Consider the following 12,886-nt stretch of genomic DNA (forward strand, 5'->3'; position numbering starts at 1 on the left):
TATTTTAACAAAGCTGACAATCAAAAAAACTTAATGTTTTTTAAGTTTTTTCTCTTGAGGTCGAATATGAACTTTATCAATTTTGTGGCCATCCATTGTGATGACTTCAAAAATATGCCCATCTGCTTCCAATTTAGCGCCACTTTCAGGTAAACGACCTAGATGGAACAAAATATAGCCTGACAATGTTGAATATTGCTCAGACTCATCGACTAAATCACACCCTAACAATAAGGAGACATGTCGAATATCAGTTGAACCTTCAAGTATAAGTGTACCATCCTCAAGACTTTCAGCAGCTGTATCAAGTTCATCCTCATCTGGGAATTCACCTGCAATTGCTTCTAGGACATCAATTGGTGTTGCAATACCTTCAATAGAACCATATTCATTCAGTACAATCGCGACCTGCAAAGGAGCTTGACGCAATTGCTCGACCACCATTAATACTTGAGCATTTTCATGCACAATAACAGGATCCCGTAAGTGAGATGTAAAATTTAAATGACCCGTTTCGATATATTCATTCATCACTTTATGCGTCGGTACGATACCTGCTAAGTTATCTAACTCACCATGAGCAACGATCACACGTGAATGCGTCATACTTAATAGTTTTTCTTTAATTTCAGCTTCAGAGGCATCTAAATCAATCCACTCTAACTCTGGACGAGGAGTCATTACTGATTTAACTGGGCGTTCAGATAAACCCAAAACCCCTTGTACCATCACACTATGATAGACCCCATTTTCTTCATCAAAAACTTCATCAGCAAACGCACGCGTTGCTAAAACATCTTCATGATTATCATTAACTGATTCATTACTTGTACTTTTTCCACCTAGCATACGCATCACTGCAGAAGCTGTCCGATATCGTAAATCTGTTGTAGTGACGAGCTTTTCTTGGTTATGGCGCATGGTTTGATTCAAAAACTCAATGAGTACTGAGAAACCAATTGCTGCATATAAGTAACCTTTTGGAATGTGGTAACCAAAGCCCTCGACCAACAATGAAAAACCAATCATCATTAAGAAACATAGACATAAAATGACAACCGTTGGATGACGATTAACGAAATCCATTAAAGGTCTTGAAGCCCATAACATAATAGCAACTGCAATAATGACGGCAATCATCATCACAGAAAGCTCTTTCACCATACCTACAGCAGTGATGACACTATCCAAAGAGAAAACAGCATCTAAAACAACAATTTGAACAATTACCATCCAGAATGTGGCATGCACTAAATTTTCTTCTTTATGCACACTGACCCCTTCTAGACGCTCACGTAACTCCATAGTGCCTTTAAAGAGTAGGAAAACTCCGCCAAACAATAGAATTAAATCTCGTCCAGAAAATGGATGGTCAAAAATATGGAATAATGGTGTTGTTAAAGTCACAACCCATGCAATAGATGCCAATAAAATTAAGCGCATACCTAAAGCACACAATAATCCAATAATGCGTGCTTTATTACGTTGCTCAGGTGGTAATTTCTCTGCCAAAATTGCAATAAATACGAGGTTATCGATTCCTAAAACAATTTCTAGGATAACCAGAGTAAGTAAACCTACCCATGCTGATGGGTCATACATCCACTCGAAGATCATCTTTGAATCTCCCGAGTTTCTTTCAGGTATACAAAATATTGAATAAAATCATTAACATGATTATTTTTAAGAAATGAAATTTTAGTTATTTCAATGGTTTGAATTTTGTTGGAGCACCAACTACCACTACCCATATTAAATCTATTGTTGTGAAACAGGTTTTCAGTATAAAAAAGTTTTTTAGGTTTAGCATCCTTTTTTATTGATTATTAACTCATCAAAACCAAATTGTCATATTTTTTAAATAAGCTAGAGTCGATACAAAGAAGATGATAAGGTGAAAATACACCATGAATTATAGCTTAGAAATGACGAAAGAACTTAAAAAACCCATAGCTAAAACAACTCAGATACTTATTGCACTTTATTGTGGCTCTCGATCAGGTACCAACCAGGTTTATCAAGAAAAAGCCATTGCACTTGCAACAGATATTGCTCAAGAAGGCTTTGGTCTCGTTTATGGCGGTGCCAGCATCGGTTTAATGGGGCAAGTTGCCGATACGGTTATTCAACATGGCGGTGAAGTGGTTGGTGTTATTCCTGAGTTTATGCTGGATTATGAAATTGCACATCATCATCTAACTGAATTACATATCGTAAAAACAATGCATGAACGTAAAGCCATTATGGCAGAACGTGCTTCAGCTTTTATTGCCCTACCTGGAGGGTTAGGCACTTTTGAAGAAATTTTAGAAGTTGCTACTTGGGGGCAGTTGAATCAACACCAAAAACCAATGATGCTTTACAATGTAAATGGCTTTTATGATGCTTTAATTCAACAATTAGATCACGCTGTTACAGAAGGCTTCCTACCTCCACAGCATCGTGCCAAGCTGATCGTATGCCACTCATCAGAAGAAATATTGAGTGCATTAACCAGCTTAAATAGCCCCAAGCATGTTGTAATTTAAAAAATCAATATAAAAAGCGAGTATTTTACTCGCTTAATAACTTCTTCTAGCCAGAAACTACATTATAAAACCAAGGTAATACCGTCGCAATAATAATACTGATCATTAAGCCAAACATCAGCTTCATCGCATCCTTACTTACATTTCTTGACGTTCTATATTTACTCACTTCATGCAAATGCATTGACATCGCAAACTCACGACCTGCCAATAAGCCTAAAAAGACCCAAGTGGTACTCATTGGAATATTACTCCACTCCTTAAATATGAGAAGAATAATGGCATACATAAAATCAATAATTGTCGCTGATCGAATATCAGCCACACCTGTTTTTGTATTAATGATATGTTGAATTGCCCCACCACGTTGGTACAACACAACAGCCAATAAAATCACAAAAACAGAAATAGCAAAAATCATGAAACTTAACGGAACATGACGTGGAACATAAACAAAAATATTGGCTAAATCTTGAATGAGCCATTGGCTCCATAAAAAAGCAGTAGAAATCCACTGCAAACCCACCCAAATATGAGAAGGTTGATGATCTCTCGTTCGATTAAAATAAATTGATATTTTTTTAATCACAAAACGATAAACAATAATTGCTACGATAAAAGCAACAGCGTAGCCCATCATTGATTTTGTCAGCATCGATCCTAAACTGCTAGGTGAAAAAATCGTTAAAACCAAGAAGGTGGTACTTACAGGTATTCCATATTTTGTTAGAATAATCAGTAAAATAGGTGGAACAATATACAACCAAGTGATGCCATCTTTAGGAAATGGAATCGTTTCTAAACGACCATATGATGCATCTCCAACACCAGAAACCCACCAACCATACATTAAGACAACCACTAAAATAGTGCTAATATAGAGCCATAAAATCCACCATGGTCGATGAGCATTAGATGAAATAAAGGTACCTAAAGTTTGTGGTACATCATTTGCAACGATTGAATAGGCTGCCAAACAAAAGCCTATCACCATCAACACTTCAATTGTCATACCAACCCGAACCTTTAAAAGTAACAATCAGCAAAATGAATAATCACTGTACTAAAAATAATGAAGGTATTATTTCATTTTCAGTACGCTATAATGAAATAGTTTTTTCATTTTTTCTTTATTCATGAGATAAAGAGTTAAATTTCTTCACAAATTCTCTACGTTTTTTATTTTAAAGCTATTTTTTTATCCGTTATAAATGAGAAATACCCATCTGTTTGATAAAAGAGGGATCGCTCTGGACTAAACTGATTTCATTAGGTCTTATGAATACAAAAACAGAACACCAGCCACTACAACCTGAGTTTAGGCTTCTTGTCCTCCTGGTCTCAATCGGCTTTTTTATGCAAGGCCTAGATAGCTCGATTGTAAATACGGCCTTACCAGCCATGGCAAAAGATTTAAATGAAGATCCTTTGCAAATGCATAGTGTCATTGTTGCTTATGTCTTGGCAATGGCGGCATGTATTCCATTAAGTGGTTGGTTATCAGATCGTTTTGGTGCAAGAAATACTTACTTTGCTGCAATCGTCATCTTCACCTTGGCATCTTTTGGTTGTGGTATGTCATCAAGTGTGAATGAACTGTTGTTTTACCGCGTAATTCAAGGCATTGGGGGTGCTCTTCTCCTCCCAGTCGGTCGCTTAGCAATGCTTAAACTCATTCCTCGATCTCAGTTTCTTGCTGCAATGAGCTTAATGAGTTTAGCTGGTCTGATTGGGCCAATGATTGGACCAACATTGGGAGGCTGGATTGTTGAAGTTACCACATGGCATTGGATTTTTTTAATTAATCTTCCCATGGGTATTCTTGGTGTATTAATGACCTTTAAAGCCATGCCAAGCATCACAGAACCTACCGTTCCTCTTTTTGATACCAAAGGCTTTATCTTGCTAATTGTCGGAATGGTAGGACTATCTCTCGGTATCGAAAATTTTGCAGATCCACGCTATTCCTACTGGTCGTGTGTTCTTTTATTAACAATTGGATTAATCAGTTCATTTCTTTACGCATGGCATTCCCACACGCATAAAAATGCGTTATTTCGTAGCAGACTATTTAAAAATAAAGTTTATTCTATTGGTGTTTTAGGAAATTTTTTCGCACGCTTGGGTGGCAATTCAATGCCATTTTTACTGCCGTTGATGCTACAAGTGGCTTTTGGTTTTTCACCTCTCTTAACTGGAATTTTAATGATTCCAACAGTGGCTGGATCCCTTATTTCTAAACCTATTATTCGCCCACTTATTCAAAAATTTGGTTATCGTAATGTTTTACTGGTCAATACGTTATTGGTCGGTGCCTGTATTGCAAGTTTTACACTCTCAACCGAAGAAACATCAACATGGCTCCGAACTGTACATTTCCTTATTTTTGGCATTCTCAATTCAATTCAATTTGTTGCAATGAATACACTCACACTCAAAGACCTACCTCAGCAAGATGCCAGTAGTGGAAATAGTTTCTTGTCGATGATTATGATGTTATCGATGAGTATTGGGGTTGCACTGGCAGGAACATTACTCAATATTTTTGAAGCACATTTTGGTGCTGCACGACTTGCATCAGCATTCCATGCAACACTTATTTGCTTAGGACTCATTAATATTATTACAGCCTTTATCTTTTGGAAAATTCCCAAAGATACGAGCGATTAATATTTTCAAAATCTCAATAGTCTCCCAAAATGAATCAGCGTATGATCTATCATGATAGATCATACAAAATTAAACATGACTCAACATAAGACCACAAAATTACCCAAAACATTTTGGAGCACGTTATTTGGGCTCTTATTCTTTTGCTTTGCACTTCTCGTTTATATGCTTATTATTCCCCATCATTCTGCATCTGCCAATGATTATCCTATTCAAGGCTTTGATGTCTCACACCATCAAGGTGACATTCAATGGGAGAAAATTTCTCCAAAAACATATCAATTTGTATATTTAAAAGCGACTGAAGGCGGTGATTTTAAAGATCGTAAATTTGAAGAGAATTGGCTTCGTGCAAGAGAAAAGGGTTTTCTTGTCGGTGCATATCATTTTTATCGTTTATGCCGTGATGGTTCAATTCAAGCAAAGAATTTTATAGAAACAGTGCCCAATAAGAAAGATACACTCCCTCCTGTCATTGATTTAGAATATGACAGTCATTGCATCAACACGTTTACCAAAGAACAATTACTCAAAGAAATTCAAATCATGCATGATCTACTTTATCAACATTATGGTAAACAACCTATTTTTTATATTTCAAAATCTTTTTATAATATTGTTCTTGTTGATCAATTTAAAAATACGCCTCTTTGGATCAGAGAATATCAAGGAAAACCTCTTTTAAAAAATAATCCATCATGGCTACTCTGGCAACATACCAATCAAGGAAAAATTACGGGGATTTCTACAGAAGTGGATTTAAATGTTTTTAATGGCGATGCGCCTGAGTGGGATGCATTTTTAAAGAAAAATCAAATTCATGCTATTTCATACTAAATTGTATTTAACTTCGCTGTTTGTAAAAACAAGTGACAATCTATGTCGCATGACCTAAATTACCAACTTCATTCTATACGCGCAAAATGTAATACTGATATAAATTTATACCCTACTTTATTTATGAGAAAAATCATTCACATTGATATGGATGCATTTTTTGCATCTGTTGAACTTCGTGATCGACCTGATTTAAAAAATCTTCCAGTAGTCATTTCGACCCACCATCCACGTGCGGTCATCGCTGCTGCCTCATATCCTGCTCGTGAATTTGGTCTACGCTCTGCAATGCCAATGAGTCAAGCAAAAAAACGTTGTCCTCACGTTGTTGTCATTGAGCCAAATTTTGATAAATACCGTGCCGTATCAATCCAAATTCATCAAATTTTTCAACAATATACACACCTTATTGAGCCTTTATCGCTCGATGAAGCATATCTCGATGTCACAGAAAATTTAAAACAAATTCCAAGTGCAACAGAAGTCGCTCAATGTATTCGTAGAGATATTTTTAATCTTACAGGACTCACGTCTTCAGCAGGTGTTGCACCCAATAAATTTCTTGCAAAAGTTGCATCTGATTGGCATAAACCTGATGGTATTTGTGTCATCAAACCTCATCAAATTCAAAACTTTATTCAGAACTTATCCCTAAAAAAAATTCCAGGGGTCGGAAAGGTTACCTATGAAAAATTAAAACATCTACAATTAGAAACCTTAGCAGATTTACAAAAAATGGAAGAAGCGACCCTCATTCAACAGTTTGGCAAGTATGGAAAACAACTCTATTTATACGCTCAGGGTATTGATGATCGGCCTGTAGAAGCTGAACGCGAACGACAACAAATTTCTAAGGAAACGACCTTTGATGATGATCTAACCTTGCTGCAATGCCAACCTTTTTGGTCTCGTCTTATTGAACAAATATGGATGAGTTTGATCAATAAGCAACTTTGTGCAAAAGGTGTATCGGTAAAACTAAAGTTAAAAAATTTTAAAACCATTCAACATAGTAAGAGCTTTAAACATCCCTTATCCAATAAAGCTGAACTTGAAAAAATATTGTTTATTTTATTGGATGAAATGCATATCTCAACCTCAGATCAATTTCGATTAATCGGAGTTGGACTATATCAATTATCCATAGATGAGCCATCTTCCCAACTTTCATTGTGGAACTAAGATTTCGAGCTAGAATCAATTAGGCTATTTTTCAACCAAAAGAATCAAAATAAAGTATTTAAATCTTCACAAGTGCATTTTTTAAGGTAATCTATTTGCGCAATACATCTATCCATGTATATGCCGAGATACTAAAAATCACCTTTATTTTTAGTATATTGTCCTGTGATTAGCGTGACGATCAAATCCGAAGATGACAGGACGACTCTGTAATTGTCCTTAAAATTTCTCTTTGCATGTCTATTGCGAATTCCTTCGCACCTTACACTAAAAACTCAAATTAGCTTTCTGTAAATTGTAGATGATTTTGATCATCAAATAGTGCATATGTTAAGTGCGCTTTTACTTTTTTATAATGCTAGCAGCATACTATTTCTCTATCGTTATTTAGTACAGCATATAGATACCCTGAGACTGGTATTAACTATTAAGTTGTCCGTATTATTAGCGATGAATTTTTACCTTTTATTGCAGCATCTTTGGTTATTTAGGTAAGCTGCGTATTAACAACATTTGTGGCAGCAACAATGCCAAAACTTCAGGATTAATTTATGGCTGTAGAACGGTTACATATTCAAAAACGATTTTCTGAAATTGCCATTTCAGGTAATTTAGTTCATCTAGCAGGACAACTTGCTTCAGATTTAACCTTAGATATTAAAGGACAAACACAACAAACTTTAGATTATATTGATCAATTTTTGGCAGATGCTGGAACGGATAAACGTCATATTTTATCCGTCATGATTTTTGTTAAAGACATTAAAAATAATTATGCACCCATGAACGAGATTTGGGATGCATGGGTAGCTGATATTGATGCATTACCACGCACGTGCGTTGAAGCGCAGATGTACAAACCAGAAGTTCTTGTAGAAATGACTGTCGTTGCCGTTAAACCTTAAATAAATACCCATATTAAAAAAGTTTTGAAAGCATGTCATCACATGCTTTCAAATACATTCAAGAGATCATTTTAGCTTCTGGTTCACATGACAAAAATTTTAAACTCTTCAATGTCGGTTGAGTTTCTTCATTGATATATTTTTTAAGCTCTAAACGTAACTTTGTCGACTCTGGTATTCCTTTGTAATGAATCACTGGATATCCCGCAGATTTTAAAATTTCCTCTTCATAAATAACATCTCTTCCTTTTTTAGTAAAGAGCATATTCTCTAAGGTAATTACAACAAGCACTTGATAATGTTCATCTAAAATAACAAAGTCTGCAACCATATTTCTATATTTAGCGCGTGTATGCAAAAACTTTGTCGTGAGTAAAGCATCATAAGAAACATGTGCCAAAATTGAATAATTTGGCAATATTTCTTTCAATCGTGCAAAAATAAGCTGTTGTTGTGCTGTAAAAACTGCTCTTTGTTTGAGCATGCTATCTTGAGTTTTACTACCCGTTGTTAATCCTTTAATGATAACCATTAAAATGATGGCGAGCACTAGAACCCCTAGTAAAATATACCACATCATTCATCCGTCCCTATAATTCCTTTATTTTATTTTTCCTCGGATCACAATTTTATTTTTAGAATTTTTATATCAGGTACTACAAATCTTTCTAAAAATAATCGTTCTAAAATACTATAATAATAAAATAAAAATATTTCATAATTTTTAAATTTATTTACACTTTTCAACGTATTCTTTACGAAATAGCATTACATCACTTATAGCATATTAATTCACTAGATCAATATTAAAATCTATTTTACTTGATATTTCAGACAAAATAAGGAGAAATTCTTTAGAATTTCTCCTTTCATGATAATTTAAACTCGTGATTTAGATTTAAGTTTGGACTTTTTTCTAGCAAAAGGACTTTTTAAATCTTCAGTTTCACGCGGAGGCAAACCTGTATGCTGAGTCAAAACTTGCCCTTTTGGAGGCCGATTTTGCGCTGATTGAGCATGTTGCTGATGCTGTCCTGTCCGCTTCTGTGAGTCGCCCGATACACTCGAATTTTTCTTCCGTGCGGACTTATACTCACCTTCAATACTTTTTGGCTGATATGTAGGAATCAAATGTTGTTTTGAGTTTCCAATTAAATCACTTCGCCCCATTTCTTTTAGGGCTGCACGAAGCAATGGCCAGTTATTTGAGTCATGGTAACGCAAAAATGCTTTATGTAAACGACGACGCTTTTCACCTTTGACAACATCGACATCTTCAGTATAACGTGCAACTTTAGCAAGTGGATTTTTCGCTGTATGATACATTGTTGTTGCTGTTGCCATAGGTGATGGATAGAACGTCTGCACCTGATCTGCACGAAAATCATTCTTTTTTAACCAAATGGCTAAATTCATCATGTCATAATCTGTGGTGCCAGGATGTGCAGCAATAAAATAAGGAATAAGATACTGCTCTTTTCCTGCTTCCTTACTAAAACGTTCAAACATTTGTTTAAAACGATCATAAGTACCGATGCCGGGTTTCATCATTTTAGACAATGGGCCTTTTTCGGTATGCTCAGGCGCAATTTTTAAATAGCCTCCCACATGATGCGTCACCAATTCTTTAACATATTCTGGATTCAGAACTGCCAAATCATAACGTAGACCAGAACCAATTAAGATTTTCTTAATTCCTTTAATTGCACGTGCTTTTCGATATAACTGAGTTAGTGGCGCATGATCTGTATGTAAGTTCTGACAAACTCCAGGGAAGACACAGGAAGGTTTACGACAATTTTTTTCAATTTCTGCATCTTTACAATGCAGGCGATACATATTTGCTGTCGGTCCACCTAAATCTGAAATAATGCCCGTAAAACCAGGTGCTGTATCACGTATTCTTTCAACTTCACGCAGAATTGAATCTTCTGAGCGATTTTGAATAATACGCCCTTCATGTTCAGTAATAGAACAAAAGGTACAACCGCCAAAACAACCACGCATGATATTGACAGAAAATTTAATCATATCAAATGCTGGGAATCGCGCATCGCCATACATTGGATGCGGTAAGCGTGCATATGGTAGATCAAAAATATAATCCATTTCCTCAGTGGTCAAAGGAATTGGAGGAGGATTAATCCAAACATCACGCTCACCATGCTTTTGCACTAAAGCACGTGCATTTCCCGGGTTCGTTTCTAAATGTAAAATTCGATTTGCATGCGCATATAACACCTGATCTTGCGCAACTTCTTCAAATGAAGGTAATCGAATTACAGCAAACTCACGGGGTGGTAATTTATATTTAATGGCTTTTGAGGCAGGTTGTAAGCGAACAATTTGAGTATTTTGATCTAAATGATCGCCTTCACGAACAATGCGATTTTCAACAATTTCTTTTTGAAAATTTTGATATTGTGCTGTGGTGGTATTTTCTTTTTCTATTTCACAGCCATCAATATCTTCAGTCATGACATATGGATTAATGATAGGATCAACACGACCAATCCGATCAACATCATTTGATGCAACTTCTACAAATTTTGCTTTTGCTGCACGATTATGTTTATTAATAATAAATGCTGTACCACGAACATCCGTAATTTCGTGAATTTTTTCACCACGTGCTAAGCGATGCATCACGTCAATAATTGAACGCTCACCATTGCCGTACATTAATAAATCAGCTTTTGAGTCCATCAGAATAGAACGACGCACTTTATCTGACCAATAATCATAATGTGCAATACGACGTAGCGAACCTTCAATTCCACCTAATAATACAGGTACATCAGGAAATGCTTCACGACAACGTTGACAATATACTGTTGCCGCGCGGTCAGGTCTTTTATTCGGTACATTGTCTGGAGAATACGCATCATCAGAACGAATTTTACGATCAGCCGTATAGCGGTTAATCATTGAATCCATATTCCCAGCTGTAACACCCCATGCAATATTGGGTTTACCAAGAACACGAAATGACTCAACATCAGTCCAATCAGGTTGTGGAATAATGCCTACGCGAAAACCTTGTGCTTCTACAACACGACCAATAATTCCTGAAACAAAGGAGGGATGATCAATATAGGCATCACCACACACTAAAATAAAATCGCAACTATCCCAACCGAGTAGTTCCATCTCTTCTCGTGATGTTGGCAAAAATGGAGCAGGATCAAAACAAGATGCCCAATATTTGTCATAATCAAACAATGCCTTTGGCATTAATTGATTGGTATAAGCAGTAGACATGGCTAGCAATTCTCGGCTGGCAAGTGGAAGATCAGAATAGATCGATAAGATGAATTCTGATCATTTTACCATGAATTTAACTCAGTATGTTTGATTGTATTTTGAACACTTCATCTTTTAAATATAAATTAAAATTAAATTTACGTTTTTATGCTTCAGAATCTGTTTCTTCAATATTATCCATCAATAAAAGTGTATAAGGTCGAGAGGCTTTAAATTCCGCCAAAATAATAACAACAATTGAAGTCAATGGAATTGCCAAAATTGCTCCTGCAATTCCCCATATTGATGACCATAAGGATAATGAAACCAATACCACAAATGCTGATAAATTAATTTGTTTACCAATCATTTTCGGTTCCAGTATATTTCCCGTATACATTTGTACAATGGTGAGTAAAACTGCAATGACAACTGCCAATTGAATTGATCCAAATTGAACCAATGCTAAAGCAACTGGAAAAACCACGCCTAACAAAGCACCAATATATGGAATATAATTTAATATCCCAATAATTAATGCCCAAAAAAGTGCATATTCAACACCAAAAGCCCATAAAATAATAAAGCACATTGTTGCTAAAATTAAATTAATTAACGTTTTAATCGCAAGATAATCACCAATCTTTTTATTAATATCAATAATCACATTTTTTGTTCGATCTGCACGCCCATTTGGAAAAGCCAAACTTAACTTAGAAGCAAATCTATTTTTTTCCGCAATTAAAAACATAGCGTAAACAATAATTAAAACAATCATGCTCGTGAAAGAGCTAATGGTTGTAATTAAATAGGTAATCACCGTTTGCATATTAACCCGATCAATGGTTAATTCACGGATACTATTCCAGTCTGCATCTTGTGCCCAACCATATCGAACACTCAGCTGCTGAATCATTTTCTCTAAATTATCTTGATACTTTGGTGCTGTATTTAAAATTTGTTCACCAGTCACAATGACAATATGGCTAAGACCTAAAGTAAAAATAATAAATCCAATTAAAACAATGATTCTACGAAACCATTCAGGTGTATGTTTTAATATAAATAAACGTCCTAACCAATCAGTTAATGTGACTAAAATATACATTGATATAATAGAGACGAGTACTGGAAGCAAAAAATTTTGTCCAATTTTTAACAACCAACCCAAAAGAATTACAAACAATAAAATATACACTGCTGTTTGTAGTTTAGATTGCCATGTTGTTTCTAATTGTCCTTGCTCCATGCTTAACATTCCTGAATTTTGAATAAACTACTCTAACCCTAACCACTATTTCAACTAAAATATAGTTTTTATTTTCTCTATTTATTCTCTTTAATTCTCAATATTCCATAAACAAACCCCCTTAATCTGTTGATTAAGGGGGTTAGGATTAATGAGCTGGCGATGACTTACTCTCACATGGGTAACCCCACACTACCATCAGCGCAAAGAGGTTTCACTTCTGAGTTCGGGAAGGGATCAGGTGGTTCACTCTTGCTATTGTCGCCAGCACA

General features: G+C 35.5%; 10 protein-coding genes and 1 rRNA gene. 5 read left to right on the forward strand and 6 right to left on the reverse strand.

Annotated features, from left to right (window positions below; translation table 11 throughout):
- Positions 1 to 30: 30 nt before the first annotated feature.
- Positions 31 to 1,617 carry a TerC family protein gene (locus B9T31_RS15720; protein WP_086182876.1) on the reverse strand — a complete coding sequence of 529 codons (1,587 nt, stop codon included), beginning with the start codon at positions 1,615 to 1,617 and terminating at the stop codon, positions 31 to 33.
- Positions 1,618 to 1,907: 290 nt separating this feature from the next.
- Here B9T31_RS15720 and B9T31_RS15725 point away from each other — a divergent pair, with 290 nt between their 5' ends.
- On the forward strand, positions 1,908 to 2,528 hold the full coding sequence (locus tag B9T31_RS15725; RefSeq protein WP_086182877.1) for a TIGR00730 family Rossman fold protein: 621 nt from the start codon (positions 1,908 to 1,910) through the stop codon (positions 2,526 to 2,528).
- A gap of 46 nt (positions 2,529 to 2,574) precedes the next feature.
- Here B9T31_RS15725 and B9T31_RS15730 read toward each other — a convergent pair whose 3' ends face one another.
- Positions 2,575 to 3,540, reverse strand: coding sequence for a hypothetical protein (locus tag B9T31_RS15730; RefSeq protein ID WP_086182878.1), 966 nt, complete (start codon positions 3,538 to 3,540; stop codon positions 2,575 to 2,577).
- Between the two features lie 266 nt (positions 3,541 to 3,806).
- On the opposite strand from B9T31_RS15730, the gene mdtD reads away from it, so the two are divergent.
- The 4 genes from mdtD (at position 3,807) to B9T31_RS15750 (ending at position 8,122) form a co-directional block, all read left to right on the forward strand.
- A complete protein-coding gene (gene mdtD / locus B9T31_RS15735; RefSeq protein WP_086182879.1) occupies positions 3,807 to 5,198 on the forward strand; it encodes a multidrug transporter subunit MdtD in 1,392 nt (463 codons plus the stop codon).
- Positions 5,199 to 5,273: 75 nt separating this feature from the next.
- Positions 5,274 to 6,035 carry a GH25 family lysozyme gene (locus tag B9T31_RS15740; RefSeq protein WP_086182890.1) on the forward strand — a complete coding sequence of 254 codons (762 nt, stop codon included), beginning with the start codon at positions 5,274 to 5,276 and terminating at the stop codon, positions 6,033 to 6,035.
- Between the two features lie 123 nt (positions 6,036 to 6,158).
- A complete protein-coding gene (gene dinB, locus B9T31_RS15745) occupies positions 6,159 to 7,217 on the forward strand; it encodes a DNA polymerase IV (protein ID WP_086182880.1) in 1,059 nt (352 codons plus the stop codon).
- A 551-nt stretch (positions 7,218 to 7,768) separates the two neighbouring features.
- Positions 7,769 to 8,122 (forward strand): RidA family protein, encoded by a 354-nt coding sequence (locus tag B9T31_RS15750; protein ID WP_086182881.1) that lies wholly within the window; start codon positions 7,769 to 7,771, stop codon positions 8,120 to 8,122.
- A gap of 58 nt (positions 8,123 to 8,180) precedes the next feature.
- Here B9T31_RS15750 and B9T31_RS15755 read toward each other — a convergent pair whose 3' ends face one another.
- The 4 genes from B9T31_RS15755 to rrf all read right to left on the reverse strand — a co-directional run bounded on the left by B9T31_RS15755 (position 8,181) and on the right by rrf (position 12,883).
- Entirely contained in the window at positions 8,181 to 8,702 is a 522-nt protein-coding gene (locus tag B9T31_RS15755; protein ID WP_086182882.1) for a DUF2726 domain-containing protein, read from the reverse strand.
- Positions 8,703 to 9,001: 299 nt separating this feature from the next.
- Positions 9,002 to 11,383, reverse strand: coding sequence for a YgiQ family radical SAM protein (locus B9T31_RS15760; protein ID WP_086182883.1), 2,382 nt, complete (start codon positions 11,381 to 11,383; stop codon positions 9,002 to 9,004).
- 148 nt (positions 11,384 to 11,531) lie between these two features.
- Entirely contained in the window at positions 11,532 to 12,614 is a 1,083-nt protein-coding gene (locus tag B9T31_RS15765) for an AI-2E family transporter (RefSeq protein WP_086182884.1), read from the reverse strand.
- 154 nt (positions 12,615 to 12,768) lie between these two features.
- Positions 12,769 to 12,883 (reverse strand): 5S ribosomal RNA (gene rrf / locus B9T31_RS15770).
- Positions 12,884 to 12,886: the final 3 nt, after the last annotated feature.

This window comes from Acinetobacter sp. ANC 4558 (assembly GCF_002135375.1).
In the GTDB taxonomy this organism is placed as follows: Bacteria; Pseudomonadota; Gammaproteobacteria; order Pseudomonadales; family Moraxellaceae; genus Acinetobacter.